The organism is Haladaptatus litoreus (genome assembly GCF_900156425.1).
GTDB classification, from domain to species: Archaea; Halobacteriota; Halobacteria; order Halobacteriales; family Haladaptataceae; genus Haladaptatus; species Haladaptatus litoreus.
In genome coordinates, this window is record NZ_FTNO01000002.1 from 453,178 (window position 1) to 471,284 (window position 18,107).

The following is an 18,107-nucleotide window of genomic DNA, read 5'->3' on the forward strand; positions in this document are numbered from 1 at the left end:
CTACGTAGTGCGATTACGCGGGGGTTCCAATGGGGGAAGAGAGACTTCGATTAGAGGGAGTGTTGGGTACTGCGCTCAGGAGCGTACGGTCTGAACTACGAATCGCGTTCGTCGTGGGCGTCGTCGGATTTCTCGCGACGTTTTACGCCCTCCGACTGTTCATCTGGCCGGAACTTGAGGGGCAACTGCTCGGAACGAAGGCGGTGGTCGTCGCGGTCACACCGTTCGACGTGGTGCTGTTGCAGGCGAAAATCGGCCTCTTTGCCGGGTTGTTGTTCGCTGGGGGGTGGATTCTGTATCGCTCTCGGGAGCGGTTCGAAGCACGCGGAGTGTCGCTTCCGGGACGACGGAAGACGCATTTTCTCGTCGGAATACTGGCCATCGCGCTGTTCGCGGGCGGCGTCGTCTACGCTTACTTCGTCTTCCTCCCGCTACTGTTCGGATTCTTGATTAGCAACGCGATTATGGCGGGGTTTCAGCCGACCTACTCCATCGTGGATTGGACGCAGTTCGTTTTCCTGCTGGTCTTCGTCCTCGGTCTGACAGCGGAACTCCCGCTGATTATGGGTGGAGTGGTGTACGCCGACATCGTCTCTCCGGACCTGTTTCGAGAGTACTGGCGACACGCCGTTTTCGCCATCGTCGTCATCAGTTCGATGGTAAATGGGTCGCCAGACCCGTTTTCCATGTCCCTCGTGGCGATTCCGATGACGGCGCTGTATTTCGTCGGATTAGGTACCGCAAAAGTCGTCGGACGAGCAAGCGGTAATCCAAGTTCGCAGGGACGGCGCTCCCAGAGCGCCGTCCCTGCCGAAATCGACCTTTCCGACCTCGATGCGAAGGGGATTCGAACCGCACCGCCGGAAGCCTTCGCTACTCTCTCGGAACACGAGGCGCTGGAACTCGCGGACGATGCACTCGATGCAGGAGATTCGAAAAAAGCGGAGGCGATTCTCGACCGGTTTGATGAACGCGACGAGTCCAGCGGACTCGCCGCGAACGAGGAACAGAACGGCGAGAAGGAGGGAGGAAACGAGAATCCGAACGTCTCTGGCACGGTCGAACGAACTGCGGGCAGAATGGCCGCGGCGTTCGCCGAAGAGGAGACGACAGAAGACGACATCGGCGGCTACTACTACGACCTGCGGTTTGTCGTCGGAAGCCTCCGGAGCAAATCATTTCGTATTATTGGAGTTTTCATGGCCGTCGTCGCGCTGGTGTTCACCTATCTCTACCGAGGTGGTATCGGCGCAATCAAGCGCGATTTCCTGATTCACCTGCCACCGGGGACGCCGACGAGCGAAGTGAACATCGTCCTCCTGCATCCCGTCGAAGCACTCGCGTTCGAGATGAAGGTCAGCCTCCTCGTCGGCGCCGTGGCAGTACTCCCGCTCATGCTGTACTACGCGTGGCCGGCCATCGAAACGCGGGAACTGGCGCGCGCCAACCGAAACGTGTTCTTCGTCTGGGCTGGCGTCCTCGCCCTTGGACTCCTCGGCGGGAGTTTCGTCGGCTATCGGTTCGTCGCGCCGAACGTGATGTCGTACCTCGTCGCCGACGCGCTAGCCGCGGACATGATAATCGCGTACCGAACCGCCGCGTTCTTCTGGTTGGTCTTCGCCACGACCGTCGGCGTCGGCCTCTGGATCGAAGTGCCGGTGACGATGCTGCTGTTCCACCACGGCGGTGTCGTCCGCTATCGAACCATGCGAACCTACTGGCGGCAGGTCGCGGTCGGCGTGCTGGTCGTCTCTTCGCTTCTGCCAGGTGGCGTGCTGTTGATGGTCAGCGTCGGATTCGCGGTCATGCTGGCGTACTGGGTCGGTTTGGGGGCGCTCTGGGTCGATTCGCTCGGCGAGCGATTGGTTCGGGCGACCACCTGAGCGTCATCCGAACATCGTCATATTCAGAAACCCATTTACTGGCGCACCAGAAACCAGTGGGTATGTTCCTGACGTTCAGGGAGGAAGTCGAAGACGCCCTTCACGGGGCGCTCTCGTCCCTTTCGCTCCCAACTGATGACCTCGGAATCGAAACACCCCCGGAGGGTGTAGACGCCGTCCTCGCCTCCAGCGCGGCGTTCCGACTCGCCGGGGAAGTCGGCGCACCGCCGCCGAAAGTCGCGGTTGACATCGCAGAAGAAATCGACGCAAGCGAGTTCGACTACATCGCCGAGGCCACGCCACAAGGTCCCTACGTCAACTTCCTGCCGAGTGGTGCGTACTACGATGAGACGGTCACCGCGGGACAGGACGATGAATACGGTCGTCTGGAATCGACCGGCGACAAAGTCGTTGTCGAACACACCAGCGCGAACCCGACCGGCCCGGTTCACGTCGGGCGCGCCCGCAACCCGATTACGGGGGACGCAGTCGCGCGAATTTTGGACTTCGCTGGCAACGACGTTGACCGCCACTACTACGTCAACGACGCTGGCCGACAAATCGCGGTGTTCACGTGGGCCTACGAAACGTTTGATGAGGACGACCTGCCGAAACCGGAGCGCGAACGTGCCGATTACGACCTTGTGCGCTACTACCGCAAAGGAAATTCGTATCTCGAAGAGGCAGACCCCGAAGCCGTGGAGAAGGCCGAAACCGAGATTCAGTCCATCCTGCAAGGACTCGAAGAAGGCGACGAGGCGACCTACGAGCGCGTCAGCGAAGTGGTCGATACCGTCCTCTCGGGCATGCGAGTCACGCTAGACCGCTTGCCCGCGGAGTTCGACGAGTTCGTCAAGGAAACCCGGTTCATGTTCGACGGGAGCACGGACGATGTGGTTTCCCGCCTCAAAGAGAGCGAATATTCGGTGTACGAGGAAGACGCGTGGCAACTCGACCTCTCGGAGTTCGGCTTCGAGAAGAACCTCGTCTTCCTACGCTCGGACGACACGAGTCTGTACACGACCCGCGACTTAGCCCACCACGAGTGGAAACTGGACAACTACGACCGCGCCGTGACGGTCATCGGCGAAGACCACAAACTACAGGCCGAGCAACTCGCGCAGGCACTCGAAATCCTCGGCAACGACACCGAAAACCTGACCGCGTTCCACTACTCGTGGGTTAACCTCCCCGAGGGTGGAATGAGTACTCGCGAGGGAACCGGCATCGACATGGACGACCTGCTCGACGAGGCCGAAAAGCGCGCCCGCGAGGAGGTCGAAAAGCGCATGGACACCCGCATCCGTGACGACGACCTCACCGAGGCGGACGTAGACCGCATCGCCCGACAGGTCGGAATCGGCGCAGTGCGCTACGACATCATCTCGAAACAGCCGACGAAAACCATCACGTTCGAATGGGAGCGCGCGTTGGATTTCGAGGCTCAGAGCGCACCATACGTCCAGTACGTCCACGCACGAACCTGCGGAATCATCGAAGAGGCGGGGGGAGAAGTTCCAACCGAAATCGACCCGTCGCTTCTCGACAGCGACGCGGAGCAGGAACTTATCGAAGTCGTCGCGCGCTTCCCTCACGTCATCGAGGAGGCCGCGGACGACCTCGAACCGCACGCCGTCGCGACCTACACGCGCCAGTTCGCGGAGACGTTCAACACGTTCTACCGCGAATGTCCGGTTCTCACCGCCGAGGACGACGACCTGCGCGATGCTCGCCTCGCGCTCGTCGCCGCATCGAAACACACCATCGCGAACGCGCTGAACGTCATCGGCATCGAAGCGCCGGAGTCGATGTAGAGAACTCGGAGGCTGGCGAACAAATCACCGCCCACGAACAGTATCGCACCCGCTCCAAACCCGAGTGTCAGCAGTACGAACAGCGCTATCCACCACAACGGAACCGAACCCTCTTCCGCCATTCTGTATCCGAAGACCACGGCAGGACACTTGGTTATTGTCGCACTACCGGAACAAAGAACCGATTCGACCGAACAGGCCGTTTTTCTCCTCGTCCTCTTCCTCGGAATCCACTTCATCTTCGTCGTTCAGGTGCGGCCGAACCGGTTCGTCCTGAAACGGAACCGCGTCGATGTCCTCGTTCTCGGGTTCCGCTTCGACGATTTCGTCCGGTAAGTCGGAGGAGTCCTCCGGAGTTTCGTCCAAAATGTCGGCGTTCGAGTCGCCGTCCCCCGCAGTCGGAATAGATTCGTCTGGAGTCGATTCAGACTCGTTCGCAGTCGGTTCAGAGTCGTTCGCAGTCGAATCGGGGTCAGTCGTCGTTGGATTTCTTTCCTCAGTCGATTGCTGGCTCGGGTTTTCGGGGTCTTCTGTGGAGTCGGCGAGAACGGTGTTGGGCTCGTTTTCCTGATTGCCGTCGACAACGTCGTCTTCGTCGTCCGCATCGTCGGTAAATGGTGCCTGAAGGTCGTCGTCCGGGGCGTCGTCCAGTTCGTCAAAGCTTTTCTCAAACGCCGGTTCGTCATCGGATCCGGACGACGGTTCGGCGACCGCCGAACCGTCGTCCGGAACTGCTTCGACAGTCGGTTCGCCGTCCTCGGTCTGGTCGCCGGTTTTGATGACGCGCCTGTCGATGAGGTCGTGAACCGGGTCGGTACCGGGCGCAGAATCAGCGTTGGGGTCTGAGCCGCCCTGTTCGGCAGTCGGTGGTGAATCCGGCCCAGTCGGTGGCGAATCTGGGTGCTCGGACTCCACGGAGTCAGTGTCTTTTCGTTCGGCACGTTCGAATTCAGACTGCGCCGACTCCTCGTCTTCGAACATCGAGTCGGAGGATTTCGTCGAGTTCGGTTCCCCGGAGAGTTCCGGGGTGTCCGTCTCGCCGGTGAGAATGTCGGCGAGTTCGCGGTACGCAGTCGCGGCGGGCGAGGTCGGTGCGAACACGGCCAGCGGTCGGCCCGCGTCGATTCCCATCGGAACCGTCTCGTCGTCGGGAACCACGGTGAGAACGTCCGTGTCGAGGGTTCCTTCTACATCGTCCGCGTTCAGAATGTCGTTGCTTCGATGAGTGAGAACTGCACCACGAACGGTTCCTTCGACGCGGGCGGTAAGTTCCGCGGTTTTGGCGGTGTCGCGCACCGCGGCAACGTCCGGCGTAGTGACGAGAAGAACGCCGTCAGAGAGCGAGAGCGGAAGAATCGTATCGTAGCTGATGCCTGCGCCAGTGTCGAGCAGGACGTACTCGTACTCCTCGCGCAGTTGGGCGACGACCTGCTGTAATTTCGCCGTTTGTGACTGTGCGAAGGCGTGAATATCCGTACTACTCGGAAGCACGTGGATGTCTCCCGGCGCTTCGTAAATCGAATCCTCGATGGTCGCCTCGCCTGCGAGCACCTCGTGGAGCGTCGAATCCGTCTGTTCGAAATCGAGATAGCTCTCGACGTTCGCCATTCCGAGGTCGGTGTCCACAACGATTACCTCGTGTTTCGCCGACGCGAGCATCGCGCCGAGGTTGATTGCGGTCGTCGTCTTCCCCACACCTCCCTTCCCGCTTGCAACCGCGTATACTGTCCCGGTCATGGTCATTACGTCAAACCGAACAACAGCACGTATATAAACCTAGTCCGTTGGCGGGACGAAACGATTGTCCATTGCGACAACGATAGGAGGATTCAGTCGTAAGACGACGCATGAACGAACCGGGCATCGACGTGCTGATGAATCAGGCGACGGTGCAACGTCGTATCGACTCGGGGAAGGTACCCGACTGGGGCGTCGCACATTACGAGAGCTTTCGTGACGGCCTGCTCGGCGAGCGAAACGACGCGCCGTTTCCGTGCTACTTCGGTATCGAAACCGAGCGAGAGGGTGATGGTCTGTACTCCTTCTGTTCCTCGATGACCGACAAAGACGCGCTTCTCGCGCTCGGCGACACCATCATCGAATATCTCGACATCTACGAAGACCACGCCGAGCGCGCACCCCTGACGGTGTTTTTCGAACCGCCGGAGGAGTCGCTAGACGAGTCCGGCTATCACGAAGCGCTGTGGCACATCCTCCAATTTCTGCACGTTCACGACCCGGAACCGTGGCCGGAGGGGATTCCGACCAATCCCGACGACGAACGCTGGGAGTTCTGTTTCGGCGGTGAACCGATGTTTCCGACCTGTCGGGCACCGTTCTACGAGGACAGAAAGAGTCGATACTGCCCAGTCGGATTGGAAATCACGTTCCAACCGCGCTCCCTGTTCGAGGGCGTGACAGCGGACACGCAGGCAGGGCAGACCGCTCGGAAGGTCATTCAGGAGCGAATGAAGGACTACGACGGCGTCTGCCCGCACGCAGACCTCGGCGATTGGGGCGTTGAGGGTGACCGCGAATGGGTGCAGTATCTGTTCTCGGAAGACGAACAAAAATCGCCGGACGAATGTCCGATTCGAATCACTCGTGAACACCCGAAAAGTACCTTCCTCATCGACGCATGAGCCTCGAATTGCCATCCGACATCGACCTCTCTGACGCCGTCTTGCTCGCCATCGACTTCCAGCAGGGATTTCGAGATGATTCGTGGGGAGCGCGAAACAATCCCGAGGCAGAAGAACGTGCGAACGAACTGCTCGTCGCGTGGCGGGATTCTGGCCGTCCCGTCGTTCACGTCCGCCACGATTCGCAGGAAGAAAGTTCCCCACTCCGCGGCGACAGCGACGGATTCGCATTCCTTCCGGAGATGGAACCGGAGGAAGACGAACCGGTGTTCGAAAAGGAAGTCAACAGTGCCTTCATCGGCACCGACCTCGAATCGTGGCTCCGCGAGGGCGGGTACGAAACCCTCGTCGTGGTCGGGTTGACCACCGACCACTGCGTTTCCACGAGTACCAGAATGGCCGAAAACCTCGGCTTTCGGCCAATCGTCGTGTCCGATGCAACCGCAACCTTCGACCGTATTTCGCCGGACGGAACCGAAATCGACGCCGAAACGAATCATCAGGTCGCACTCGCACATCTTCGTGGTGAGTTCGCTACGATTGCGGAGGCCGACGAGATACTGCAGGCGATACGCTGAGCCGTTCGAATCGGCAGAAACATCGGTAGCAACTCGCACGCAAGGTCAAAGGTTACTTACCAGTTGGGGCGGCTAGAAGGGAGTAATGAGCCAGCAGGAGGAAGGACAGTCCGATAGGAAACGATACGAGTTCCAGAAGGTCATCGAAGACCTAAAACAGTACGAAGGCTCTGGGACGCAACTCGTTACCATCTACATCCCATCGGACAAACAAATCAGCGACGTGGTCGCGCACGTCACGCAGGAGCACAGTGAAGCGAGCAACATCAAGTCGAAACAGACGCGAACCAATGTGCAGGACGCACTTACGTCCATCAAAGACCGTCTGCGGTACTACGATACGTTCCCGCCGGACAACGGTATCGTCATCTTCAGCGGGGCGATTAACTCCGGCGGCGGCCAGACCACCATGGTCACCAAAGCGTTGGAGGACCCACCGGAACCGGTCGAATCGTTCCGGTATCACTGCGACTCCGAGTTCCTCACCGAACCGCTTGAGGAGATGCTCGGCGACAAAGGCCTGTACGGTCTGGTCGTCCTCGACCGACGCGAGGCCAACGTCGGGTGGCTGAAAGGCAAACGGGTCGAACCGGTCAAATCCGCCTCGTCGCTCGTGCCGGGCAAGCAGAGGAAAGGTGGCCAGTCCGCCCAGCGTTTCGCCCGCCTTCGACTGGAAGCCATCGACAACTTCTATCAGGAGGTTGCAGGGATGGCGAACGACCTGTTCGTTCCGAAACGACACGACATGGACGGCATTCTCGTTGGTGGCCCGTCGCCAACGAAGGACGAGTTCTTGGACGGCGGCTACCTCCACCACGAACTACAGGATATGGTTCTCGGGAAGTTCGACGTCTCCTACACCGACGAATCCGGACTCTACGACATCGTAGACGCCGCGTCGGAGACGCTGGCCGACGCGGAGGTGATGAAGGACAAACAAGAGATGGAGACGTTCTTCAAGGAACTCCACGAGGGTGACCTCGCGACCTACGGGTTCGAACCGACGCGGAAGAACCTCGTGATGGGGTCGGTAGACCGCCTGCTCCTCTCCGAAGACCTCCGCAAAGACGTGGTCGTCTTCGACTGTGGCGACAAGGAGGAGTACGAGTTCATCGACCGCCGCAAGAACACGCCGGAACACACCTGCGGCGACGGGTCGGACGCCGAACTGGTGGAACGCGAAGACGCCATCGAGTATCTGATGACCCTCGCCGAACAGCGCGGCACCGAGACGAAGTTCATCAGCACAGACTTCGAGAAAGGCGAACAACTGCTGAACGCTTTCGGCGGCGTCGCTGGCATCCTTCGCTACTCGACCGGCGTGTAAGCCGGGTCGTCCTTCCATTTCTGCATTCTGTTTCTGCTTCGGCGACTCGTCTCACTCGTCGTTCGACCGCTTGTTTCGCCCTTTCGGCATCGTAGAGTAGTGCATCGTCACGTCGACGTCCGGTCTATCGCTCTGCATGGTCGAAAACGCGGTGCTAACGCCCATATCCGGACGATTTTCCGGCATTGTCGATTTGGCGGTGACGCTTTCTGCCGCGGATTCGCTTTCGCCACCGGAACCCAGTTCGCTCTGTTCTATCTGCTCTTTGAGTTGGTCACGAGCCGTATCGATTTTTTCGCGGAACTCTTCTGCGTTCTCCGCCAGTTCGGATTGGAGTTTTCCTTCGGTGGCCTCCGACGCCATTTCGGTTTTCTCCTTGGTCGATTCGACAAGATCCGAATCGTCTTCGTCGCCGTTGGAATCGTCACTACCGAGAACGTCGGATAGCCCCTTTCCCTCCTCCCACAAGTTCTGCATCTCTTCGGAACTCCAGAACTCGCGAAAGTCGATGGCTTTCATCAGCGCCTTGTAGTCGATTGCTTTCCGGAGATTTCCGCTCTCGACCGCCTCAGGTACGTCGGAGAGTTCTATCACGTCCGGAAGTTCAGAAACGTCCACCGTTTTGAGAAACGATTCCGAATCGAACGAATCGAGTACGTCCTGTCCATCGTCGAGGACTGACCAGAGGTCGTCCGCCGCGCTCGTCACCTCGTTGAACGATTCGGCGGATTCGAAGACCGTTTCGAGATGTTCGATGGCAGTTCGCACTCGTTCCGCGAACTCCGTGAACGAACTGTCGTCGGGTTCGTCCGTGACGGCTCGTTTGCTCTCGAACTCCGTCAATGACTGTTCTAACTCGTCGGCGGTTTCGGTGAGTTGTTCGTTGGACATCGTAATCACGGGATTTCAGGGAATCTCGACGCGGGTGCCGGACTACCGGTGCGTTCGGAATGTCACGAACATCTAGTCGGAGCCCCCACCCCGAGTCCGTCTCCGGAGGGACGAGATGAATGAATATAAATTGATTGCTAGGTTTGAAATCCCGCTGCCATCTATTTCGGACTATAGAAAACCGTATTTTCGACGGATGTCCGAAATCGTCGTTCGAATGGGTTTGAAGGATGAAACACTGCAAAACAACGTGGTGCAGTAGATTTACGCGTAGTTCCCTCTCACACAATTGTAATATCAGATAGATACGGCAATTCAATGATGGTGGACGTTAATGAGCAGTGACGCCGTTGTTTCAGCAAATGAGTGGGTGGGAATCGGCAGGCGAGCGAATCGGCCGAAAACTCGGCGGCAAGATCGGTCGTGCGCTTGGTGAATGGTTGGGACAACAGTTCAACAGCGAAAATCACGAGGGGAGAGATATTTCCAAACAGAATAGTAGCGTCACCGGCGACAAGGCAGACACCAAAACCGCATCTGAAATGCCGAGCAGCAGGGAAGAACTGGAGGGGTTGTCGTACAGGGAACTCCAACAAGTCGCAAAGGAAGTCGGCGTCAAAGCGAACACCAAAAAGGATGAGATGGTCGAAAACGTCGCCGACGAGTTAGGTATCGACTCCGAAGCGTAGGGCAACCCATCTGCCTGAACCTCCGACTAGTTATATACAGGAGAAGGTTGACAGGGTGTACACAGATGAGGGGGGAGTCACGGCGGGATGGAGCGGTGACAGAGCTATCGTTCTCGGAACATCGACTACTGACGGATGGGGGTGAAGCTGAGGAAGAAACAAACGAAGAGGAAAAAGAAACCAACGAAGCGGAAGCACCGGACGAGGAAGGAGAATCCTCTACAGATGAAGAATCTGAAGAGGAATCCGAGGACGAAGAAGAAGCAGAGGGAGAGGAGGAAGGGACGACTGTTCTCTATCTCGATTTGGAGGGGCTGTTTCTCAACCTCTTGGGACTCGAAGTAGACCTAAACGAGGTCGAACTGGATATTTCCGCCATTCCCCGTCCCGGTGGACTGCTTGGAAACCTACTCTCGGGGGTTGCAGGGTTGCTGGATAAAGGGCCGTTGAGCCGCCTTAGCGATGCAATATCAGGTTTCGAACTTCCGTCGATGCCCAAATTCGAACTCCCGTCGGTATCAGATCTTCTACCGAGCGGCGGGGAAGGAGGTGGGATATCCAACATGGTCTACCGAATGATAAACGAAGTTCTGGATATGCTTCTTGAGGCGCTTGGAGACGAGGAATCTACTGACGAGGAGGCGAGTAACTCATGAGTGAAAAAGAAAAAACACAGGAAAAACTCTCCCAACTGACCGACCAGTTGGGACTCGGTGGCAGTAGTGATGACGACGATTCCGAACTCCTCGATTCGGTTCCGACGCCGACACCCGGAACGGACAAACTGGGTTCGCTCGGCGAAAAACTGGGTCGCCGCCTCGGTGCTATCCTCGGCCGACGAATCGGGACAAAGGTCGGAAATCTACTGTCCGAATCGAGGTCGAAGAGTGAGAACGGAAATGGCGAGGAGAAAGAATCGGAGGAGAGCGAGCAGGAAGAAGGCGAAAGTGAGGAAGAAACGAGCGAAGAGGAAACCGAGGAGGAAGGTGAAGAAGCAGGAGAGGAAGAAGACGAAGGAGGCCCATCCCTCGAAGAGATGTCGGACGAGGAACTACAGTCGCTTGCGACTGACCTGCAAGAACAACTCAGACAGCGGTCTGAGTCGGGGTAAACTCGAATCGAACGAAGGTCGGGATTATTTTCATCGGTAGTCAGTTGGGCAGTGGAGTTCGAGAATAGCACTGAAATCGAATAACCGCCGTTATCTCCGGCCCGAGAGGCGACCAAATCACGTCCTACAGGTCAACTGCATAACCGAACCCACTTTATTGTCGGGGGCACTCACATCGCACATGAGTAGATTCGCGGAAGTAAACGACCAGTACGAACCCGATTCGGTCGAAGACCGGGTGTTCGACTACTGGGACGAGGTGGACGCCTACGAGAAAACGAAGGCGAACCGGGAGGGCGCGGAACGATTCTTCTTCGTTGACGGCCCACCGTACACCTCCGGGGCGGCGCACATGGGAACGACGTGGAACAAGTCGCTGAAGGACGCCTACATCCGGTACCTGCGGATGTCGGGCTACGACGTGACCGACCGCCCGGGCTACGACATGCACGGCCTCCCCATCGAGACGAAAGTCGAGGAGAAGATGGGCTTCGAGAACAAGAAAGACATCGAAGAGTTCGGGATGGAGAACTTCATCGAGGAGTGCAAGGAGTTCGCCGACGAGCAGCTCGACGGCCTCCAGAACGACTTCAAATCCTTCGGTGTCTGGATGGATTGGGACAACCCCTATAAAACGGTCAGCCCCGAATACATGGAAGCCGCGTGGTGGGGCTTCCAGCAGGCCCACGAACGCGGATTGGTGGAACAGGGCAAACGTTCCATCAGTCAGTGTCCGCGCTGTGAAACCGCCATCGCCAACAACGAGGTCGAATACGAAGACGTGGACGACCCGTCGATCTACGTGAAGTTCCCGCTGAAAGACGAGGACGGAAGCCTCGTCATCTGGACGACGACACCGTGGACGGTTCCGGCGAACACCTTTGTCGCCGTCGATGCGGAAGGCACCTACGCGAAAGTCGAGGCGACCAAAGACGGCGAGAGCGAGACGCTCTACGTCGGCGAACCGAAGGTCGAGGAAGTCCTCAAAGAAGGACGCTACGACGACTACGAAGTCGTTGCCGAACTCACCGGCGAAGAACTGCTCGGCTGGGAGTACGAACATCCACTGGACGACGAAGTACCGGAACACCCGAGCGGCGAAGGCACGCTCCAAGTGTACGAAGCCGATTACGTCGAAGTCGATGGCGACGGTACCGGACTCGTCCACTCCGCACCCGGCCACGGTGAGGAGGACTTCAACCGCGGGACGGAACTCGGTCTGGACGTTTTCTGTCCCGTCGGCGGCGACGGCGTTTACGGAAAAGCAGGTGGCAAATACGAGGGACAGTTCGTCAAGGACGCCGACGATGAAATCATGGCCGACCTCGAATCGGAAGGCCACCTCCTCGCATCGGGCACCGTCCACCACAGTTATGGCCACTGCTGGCGGTGTGACACGGGCATCCTGCAAATCGTCACCGACCAGTGGTTCATCACGGTGACGGACATCAAGGATGAACTTCTCGACAACATCGAGGACAGCGAGTGGCATCCACAGGAGGCCCGCGACGAGCGGTTCTACAACTTCGTGGAGAACTCGCCGGACTGGAACGTTTCGCGCCAGCGTTACTGGGGTGTGCCAATCCCAATCTGGGCGCCGGAAAATTGGGATGGCGACATGAGCAACGTCGTGGTCGTCGGCACGCGCGAGGAGTTAGCTGAAGCGGTCGACCAAGACGTTGACCCCGAGGAAGTTGACCTCCACCGACCGACGGTTGACGACCTGACCATCACGAGAGACGGCACGACTTACACCCGCGTTCCGGACGTGTTCGACGTGTGGCTCGATTCTTCCGTCGCGTCGTGGGGGACGCTCGATTACCCCAGCAACGAGGAGGACTTCGAGGAACTGTGGCCCGCCGACCTCATCATGGAGGCCCACGACCAGACCCGCGGTTGGTTCTGGTCGCAACTCGGCATGGGTACCGCCGCACTCGGCGACGTGCCATACGACGACGTGCTGATGCACGGATGGGCACTCGCGGAAGACGGGCGCAAGATGTCGAAATCCATCGGGAACATCGTCGCCCCAGAGGAGGCAATCGAGCGCCACGGGGCAGACCCGATGCGTCTGTTCCTGCTCTCGCAGAACCCACAGGGTGAGGATATGCGATTCTCGTGGGACGAGATGCAGAACATGCAGCGGAGCCTCAACATCCTCTGGAACGTGTTCCGGTTCCCGCTCCCCTACATGCGGTTGGACGACTTCGACCCGGACGCAATCGATGTCAAAGACGCCGAAACCGAACTCGTGGACGAATGGGTTCTATCGCGGCTTCAGAGCGTGACCGCCGAGATGACCGAGCAGTGGGACGACTACCGCCAAGACCGCGCGCTTCGCGCACTACTCGACTTCGTCGTGGAAGACGTGTCGCGGTTCTACATTCAGGTCGTCCGTGAACGAATGTGGGAAGAAGAGGACAGTGAAAGCAAACAGGCCGCCTACGCGACGTTCCACCACGTCCTGAAGACGGTGGTCGCCCTGCTCTCCCCCTTCGCTCCCTTCGTCAGCGAGAAAATCTACCAGACCCTTACGGGCGACGAGGGCGAGGACAGCGTCCACATGCTCGACTGGCCCGAAGTCGACGAGTTTTGGCACGACGAGGAGATGGAGGCCGACGTGGCAGTGCTTCGCGCCGTCGAGGAAGCGGGCGCGAACGCCCGCCAGCAGGCCGAGCGAAAACTTCGCTGGCCCGTCTCACGAATCGTGGTGGACGCGCGAGACGACTCAGTCGTCCGCGCGGTCGAAAACCACGGTGACTTGCTGGCAGACCGCCTGAACGCCCGCGAAGTCGAACTCGTCTCGCCCGACGAAGGCTGGGGCGAACTGGCCTACAGCGCCGAGGCGGATATGAGCGTTCTCGGCCCGGCCTTCGGCGGCGATGCAGGGAAAGTCATGAACGCGCTCAACGAGGCCCGCGTCTCCGATGCGAGTCTCGCGGAACTCGAAGATGCAGTCGCGGATGCACTCGGCGAGAAAGTCGAACTTGACGACGAGATGGTCGAGTTCGTCACCCAGACGCCGGACGACGTGAGCGGCACGTCCTTCGACGTGAACGGCGACCAACTCGGCGTCGTCTACGTCGATACGACGCTCACGGAAGACATCGAGAGCGAGGGCTACGCCCGCGAAGTCATCCGGCGCGTACAGGAGATGCGAAAGGAGATGGACCTCGATATCGAGGAGGAAATCCGCCTCGAACTCGACGTTCACGACGACCGAGTAGCTGACTTCGTCGAAGACCACATGGAACTCGTGACAGACGAAGTTCGCGCAGAAAGCGTCGGCAAAGTCGAAGACGGTCACCGTAAAGAGTGGGATGTCGAAGGCGTCACGATGACGATTGCAATCGTGCCGCTGGCTGAAGCGGAAGTGTAGAGGTCTGGCGGAAGCGGCAATCCATATCGTTCCGAACCCTTTCGTATCAATATTATTGAATTATCCGGAATAATCATCATTGAGTGGTTCGGAAAGCCTCTTCCAGTAAGAAAAGATACCTCATGGTCACAGGATTATACAACAATGAATATCGAACCGCTTGTGGGCGAATCTGGAGTCGAACTCACTGACCCGATTCGAAAAGCTCGGTTCGTGCTTCGAACGCCAGCACCAGTTTCGCCGACGCTGGTTGATACGGAAGCGCTCGACTTCCCGGTCGAAACGGCTGTCGAGATGCAAACGTCGGCTATCAACAGTCCACGGCGGCGGGGAATTTTCATTCGAGACACGGACGGGTCGCTTCGCTTCGAGAGCGCCGGAGACGACGATACGGCGCGTCTCCCAGATGACGAATATATCGTCGAGTTCGGCAACGCACCGATGAAGGTGTACTTTTCAGTGTCGAGTTCGATACGGTTCCAACGAACTGATTCAGGGTCAACGCTGTCGTTCGACGGGAGCAGTCGGGTGATTCTCGGCATTCGGTCAACAACGCGGAAGCCCGCTGGAACCATCACGGTCACTAACGACCCTGACGACATCATGCGGGCACTGTCACTACTTGGGTCGTTGTTGAAAACGACCAGCCCCGAGCGGTCGTACCCATCGCGCCGGGGACATCCGCCGCTTATCGAGCGTGGTGAGCAGTTCCACGTCTCATCCGCGATTGAACCGGGAGAATCGGAAACGACGCTCGTTCTTCCACCAGAGCTGGAGTATCTGTATCCTGCAACACCGCTTGCGTACTATCTCAACTCCTCGGTTGTCTCGGGAACCCAGCCACGACTCATCGCTGGTGATTTCGAATACGAATTAGATGGCAAGGATGGGTACGAACGAACAGTTGAACATGTCCTTCAGAAAGTCTTCTTTTTGGAGTGTCTGACCCGGATAGATGGATTTTATCCCATCACGCTCCACGAACGAGAGTTGGTTGAGCCACGGGTGTCGCTTGATTTCGATTCGCTTTTCGACGCACCGTTGGAAGCCCGGCTTCCTGCGTATCTCGATGTGCCGTTTGCTGCGCTCGAACATGCCATTTCACCGTGGCATCAGGTCATCGACATGGTGCCAACAACCGAGAACGTCCAGATACTTCCGTTCGTAGCCGATAAACTCGCGTTCGTTCGGATGGCACAGACGCCAAATGGAGGGAAGCCAAAAGCACAGCGACCAGAAACGCTTCAAGACTTTTTGCGAGAATCGACTCCCCAGATGGATGTTGGTACGAAGACGCCCCCAAACATATTCGAAATGGACGGGGAACCCGATGCGTTACAGCATGCATGGGTCGGCCCGGGGTATCCATACCAGCGGAGCAAACTGACATATGAAAGTCTGTACGCGAGTGCAATGAACAAACAAGGGGACAACAGAGCCGCGACAGCGACGATTTCCGTGACCATCGTCTGTAACGACCCATCGATGCAGAGTGAAAGCCATGTTGCCCGCTACTACAACCTCCGTGACCTCCCACGATTCGATGTTTCCATCTATCATCAAATCACGAAAGAGAAGTTACGTGACCATCTCACCACGCAGACGGATTTTTTCCATTACATCGGCCATATCTCGGATGATGGCATCAAATGCGAGGATGGCTATCTAGACGCCCGAACTATCTCGAATATAGACGCCACAACGTTCCTTCTCAATGCGTGTAGTTCCTATGTGCAAGGAAGGACGCTCGTCGAGCGTGGCGCAGTCGCAGGTGCCGTGACCCTCTCCAAAATCGGAAACACCACCGCGACGAAGGTCGGTCAGTCGTTCGTTCGAATGCTGAGTACGGGGTTCTCGGTTCAGACAGCACTATCACTGATTCATCGATATTTCTTGACAGGCTACAACTACACCGCAATCGGTGATGGGGACGCAACACTCTGTCAGAGCGAAAGCGGAGTCGTTCATCGTTTGGTCATCGAATCCGCCGATAGTGGCTGTTTCAACATCAGAATTGACACATTCGTAAATAACTATTTCCAGCAAGGGTCGTTTGTGGAACTGTCTGCGGAGAAAGAAGCGCGGTACCATTTGCCCGGTGGGGAAACTACGACCGTTGAACTGTCACCCACAGAACTGAATGACTTTTTCAGCAAAAAACCAATGCCGGTCGAAATCGACGGCGATCTGTATTGGAGCGATGAAATCTCGGCGGATGACGTAGCGGAAGTGCTGTAGATTACAGCGCGTCGGCGATGGCAGGTGCAACCGACACCTGACTCACTGCTCGTTCGATAGTGTCCGTGCCGTACACAGCCTCAACGCCCGCTTTTGCGAGTTTCGTTCGAGCATTTCGTGCTAACATCGGGTGAACGCAGGTGACGAACACGCGACCGACATCCCGGTTCTGGAGAAGGGAAACAGCCTCGCTCATGGTCGAACCGGTGGCGATGATGTCGTCGGTGATGACCACGTCTCGCCCGGTCACGTCGGTATCGCTCGGCGTCATTTCGACCTCGGTTCCGGAGAGTCGTTTCTTCTCGAAGTAATCCGTAACGCCGCGGCCATACGTGGCCTGCACCGTGTCGGCGATGTCGAGCGCGCCTTCGTCCGGTGAGAGGAAAACCGGTTCCGTCAGGTCGTCGGGGAGCGGGTCGGCAAGTCGGCCTGCGGCGTCCACGGGTTCAGCGGGTACGTCAAAAAAGTCACAGACGGCAGTTTCGTGGGGATTGACCGTCAGCACACGGTCGGTTCCGGTGCTGATTGCGCGGGCGACTGCGCGAGAGGAAATCGGCTGGCCGCGCTCGAACGTCTTATCCTGCCGGGCGTAGCCCATGTAGGGGAGGACGGTGACGACTTCCTCGGCACCCCATTCGCGGACAGCGTCCTGTAGTTGCAGCAGTTCGAGGTGAGCGTCGCTAGAAATCGTCGAAGCGACGATGATAGCACGGGTATCCTCGAATCCGGGGGCGCTGGCGAGCAGTTCGCCGTCCGGAAACGACCGATACTCCACGGACGCGAGCGATTCGTCCATTTCGTCGGCGAGTGTGGCCGCCAACGACTGGGAGGCAGACCCACTGAGTATCATACGAGAAGACTGGATACCCCCGTTTAAACCCGTTTTCACTCGGAGCGAAGGGCGACAAATCCATCTCGAATCACGAAGTCGCTCTGGAACCGTTCTAACAAATATATTTCAGTTGGTAGTGGTTCTTATACATATATAAAGACAAGAGTATATTATTTATGGAGTAAAGTAGTACTGTCGGACAATGGTTTCGGTAACTCGGCTCAGTATCGACGTATCGCGGTCGGTGGACGAATCCGACCTCACGCCCGCCGAGACGGGTATTTTGAACCTGCTCGCAGAAGGTCGTTGCACGCCCGCATACGTCGCTACCGAACTTGCAGTCGGAGCAAATACAGCCAGAAAGACGCTCGACGGATTGCGGGAACTCGGACTCGTATCGAAGCCTTATCGCGGTCTGTACGAACTTCGCCTCGAAAATCCCGAGCGTGCCGATAGCTCGAAATACAGAACGACGGAAACGCTCCTCATCGACGTTCCATTCGAAGATGACGAGTTCACGCCGAGTGAACGAGGCGTCCTCAATCTCCTCTCGGAAGGACGGGCGATACCGGCCTATCTCGCACAGGAACTCGGTGTCACCCAAGAGTGTGTCAAAGACCGCCTCCGTGACCTCACCCGACTCGGACTCGTGCGAAAAGTACACCGCGGACTGTACGAACTCGATACGAATCGGCGGGCTTGATGTCGATTATCGCTGTCGAC

At 57.9% G+C, this 18,107-nt stretch carries 14 protein-coding genes; 11 read left to right on the top strand and 3 right to left on the bottom strand.

Going from position 1 to position 18,107, the window contains the following annotated elements; all coding sequences use genetic code 11:
- Nucleotides 1-29: 29 nt before the first annotated feature.
- Complete coding sequence (locus tag BW974_RS13410) at nucleotides 30-1,883, top strand: twin-arginine translocase subunit TatC (protein WP_245800080.1); 1,854 nt, start codon at nucleotides 30-32, stop codon at nucleotides 1,881-1,883.
- A 62-nt stretch (nucleotides 1,884-1,945) separates the two neighbouring features.
- Entirely contained in the window at nucleotides 1,946-3,697 is a 1,752-nt protein-coding gene (argS, locus tag BW974_RS13415) for an arginine--tRNA ligase (protein WP_076430764.1), read from the top strand.
- A gap of 165 nt (nucleotides 3,698-3,862) precedes the next feature.
- Here argS and minD read toward each other — a convergent pair whose 3' ends face one another.
- Nucleotides 3,863-5,434: a cell division ATPase MinD gene (gene minD / locus BW974_RS13420; RefSeq protein ID WP_076430959.1), complete on the bottom strand. Its 1,572-nt coding sequence runs from the start codon at nucleotides 5,432-5,434 to the stop codon at nucleotides 3,863-3,865.
- A 110-nt stretch (nucleotides 5,435-5,544) separates the two neighbouring features.
- Here minD and BW974_RS13425 point away from each other — a divergent pair, with 110 nt between their 5' ends.
- The 3 genes from BW974_RS13425 to prf1 all read left to right on the top strand — a co-directional run bounded on the left by BW974_RS13425 (nucleotide 5,545) and on the right by prf1 (nucleotide 8,244).
- Nucleotides 5,545-6,339 (top strand): YqcI/YcgG family protein, encoded by a 795-nt coding sequence (locus tag BW974_RS13425; RefSeq protein ID WP_076430765.1) that lies wholly within the window; start codon nucleotides 5,545-5,547, stop codon nucleotides 6,337-6,339.
- Nucleotides 6,336-6,917, top strand: coding sequence for a cysteine hydrolase family protein (locus BW974_RS13430; protein ID WP_175609698.1), 582 nt, complete (start codon nucleotides 6,336-6,338; stop codon nucleotides 6,915-6,917). The genes BW974_RS13425 and BW974_RS13430 overlap by 4 nt, the downstream gene beginning before the upstream one ends.
- A gap of 85 nt (nucleotides 6,918-7,002) precedes the next feature.
- The gene (gene prf1 / locus BW974_RS13435; protein ID WP_076430766.1) at nucleotides 7,003-8,244 is read left to right on the top strand and encodes a peptide chain release factor aRF-1; all 1,242 of its coding nucleotides are present in this window, start codon (nucleotides 7,003-7,005) and stop codon (nucleotides 8,242-8,244) included.
- Nucleotides 8,245-8,295: 51 nt separating this feature from the next.
- Here the strand turns inward: prf1 and BW974_RS13440 are convergent, their stop codons facing one another.
- Entirely contained in the window at nucleotides 8,296-9,135 is an 840-nt protein-coding gene (locus BW974_RS13440) for a hypothetical protein (RefSeq protein WP_076430767.1), read from the bottom strand.
- 362 nt (nucleotides 9,136-9,497) lie between these two features.
- On the opposite strand from BW974_RS13440, the gene BW974_RS13445 reads away from it, so the two are divergent.
- The 5 genes from BW974_RS13445 to BW974_RS13465 all read left to right on the top strand — a co-directional run bounded on the left by BW974_RS13445 (nucleotide 9,498) and on the right by BW974_RS13465 (nucleotide 16,552).
- Complete coding sequence (locus tag BW974_RS13445) at nucleotides 9,498-9,824, top strand: hypothetical protein (protein ID WP_076430768.1); 327 nt, start codon at nucleotides 9,498-9,500, stop codon at nucleotides 9,822-9,824.
- Nucleotides 9,825-9,889: 65 nt separating this feature from the next.
- Nucleotides 9,890-10,480, top strand: coding sequence for a hypothetical protein (locus BW974_RS13450; RefSeq protein WP_139328875.1), 591 nt, complete (start codon nucleotides 9,890-9,892; stop codon nucleotides 10,478-10,480).
- Nucleotides 10,477-10,935, top strand: a complete 459-nt coding sequence (locus BW974_RS13455; RefSeq protein ID WP_076430770.1) for a hypothetical protein — start codon at nucleotides 10,477-10,479, stop codon at nucleotides 10,933-10,935. Before BW974_RS13450 ends, BW974_RS13455 begins: the two co-directional genes overlap by 4 nt.
- A 181-nt stretch (nucleotides 10,936-11,116) precedes the next feature.
- The gene (gene ileS, locus BW974_RS13460) at nucleotides 11,117-14,314 is read left to right on the top strand and encodes an isoleucine--tRNA ligase (RefSeq protein ID WP_076430771.1); all 3,198 of its coding nucleotides are present in this window, start codon (nucleotides 11,117-11,119) and stop codon (nucleotides 14,312-14,314) included.
- Between the two features lie 144 nt (nucleotides 14,315-14,458).
- A complete protein-coding gene (locus BW974_RS13465) occupies nucleotides 14,459-16,552 on the top strand; it encodes a hypothetical protein (RefSeq protein WP_076430772.1) in 2,094 nt (697 codons plus the stop codon).
- A gap of 1 nt (nucleotide 16,553) precedes the next feature.
- On the opposite strand, the gene BW974_RS13470 is transcribed toward BW974_RS13465, so the two are convergent.
- Nucleotides 16,554-17,402 (bottom strand): ribose-phosphate diphosphokinase, encoded by an 849-nt coding sequence (locus tag BW974_RS13470; protein ID WP_076430773.1) that lies wholly within the window; start codon nucleotides 17,400-17,402, stop codon nucleotides 16,554-16,556.
- Between the two features lie 184 nt (nucleotides 17,403-17,586).
- Between BW974_RS13470 and BW974_RS13475 the strand changes: the two genes are divergently transcribed.
- On the top strand, nucleotides 17,587-18,087 hold the full coding sequence (locus BW974_RS13475; protein ID WP_076430774.1) for a hypothetical protein: 501 nt from the start codon (nucleotides 17,587-17,589) through the stop codon (nucleotides 18,085-18,087).
- Nucleotides 18,088-18,107 lie beyond the last annotated feature (20 nt).

Excerpts from the sequence above, each read along its gene's own strand:
- BW974_RS13450 (WP_139328875.1), top strand. The coding sequence starts at position 9,890 with ATGAGGGGGGAGTCACGGCGGGATGGAGCGGTGACAGAGCTATCGTTC.
- BW974_RS13430 (WP_175609698.1), top strand. The coding sequence starts at position 6,336 with ATGAGCCTCGAATTGCCATCCGACATCGACCTCTCTGACGCCGTCTTG.
- BW974_RS13425 (WP_076430765.1), top strand. The coding sequence starts at position 5,545 with ATGAACGAACCGGGCATCGACGTGCTGATGAATCAGGCGACGGTGCAA.
- BW974_RS13455 (WP_076430770.1), top strand. The coding sequence starts at position 10,477 with ATGAGTGAAAAAGAAAAAACACAGGAAAAACTCTCCCAACTGACCGAC.
- BW974_RS13475 (WP_076430774.1), top strand. The coding sequence starts at position 17,587 with ATGGTTTCGGTAACTCGGCTCAGTATCGACGTATCGCGGTCGGTGGAC.
- BW974_RS13465 (WP_076430772.1), top strand. The coding sequence starts at position 14,459 with ATGAATATCGAACCGCTTGTGGGCGAATCTGGAGTCGAACTCACTGAC.
- BW974_RS13470 (WP_076430773.1), bottom strand. The coding sequence starts at position 17,402 with ATGATACTCAGTGGGTCTGCCTCCCAGTCGTTGGCGGCCACACTCGCC.
- argS (WP_076430764.1), top strand. The coding sequence starts at position 1,946 with ATGTTCCTGACGTTCAGGGAGGAAGTCGAAGACGCCCTTCACGGGGCG.
- minD (WP_076430959.1), bottom strand. The coding sequence starts at position 5,434 with ATGACCGGGACAGTATACGCGGTTGCAAGCGGGAAGGGAGGTGTGGGG.
- BW974_RS13445 (WP_076430768.1), top strand. The coding sequence starts at position 9,498 with ATGAGTGGGTGGGAATCGGCAGGCGAGCGAATCGGCCGAAAACTCGGC.
- prf1 (WP_076430766.1), top strand. The coding sequence starts at position 7,003 with ATGAGCCAGCAGGAGGAAGGACAGTCCGATAGGAAACGATACGAGTTC.
- ileS (WP_076430771.1), top strand. The coding sequence starts at position 11,117 with ATGAGTAGATTCGCGGAAGTAAACGACCAGTACGAACCCGATTCGGTC.
- BW974_RS13440 (WP_076430767.1), bottom strand. The coding sequence starts at position 9,135 with ATGTCCAACGAACAACTCACCGAAACCGCCGACGAGTTAGAACAGTCA.
- BW974_RS13410 (WP_245800080.1), top strand. The coding sequence starts at position 30 with ATGGGGGAAGAGAGACTTCGATTAGAGGGAGTGTTGGGTACTGCGCTC.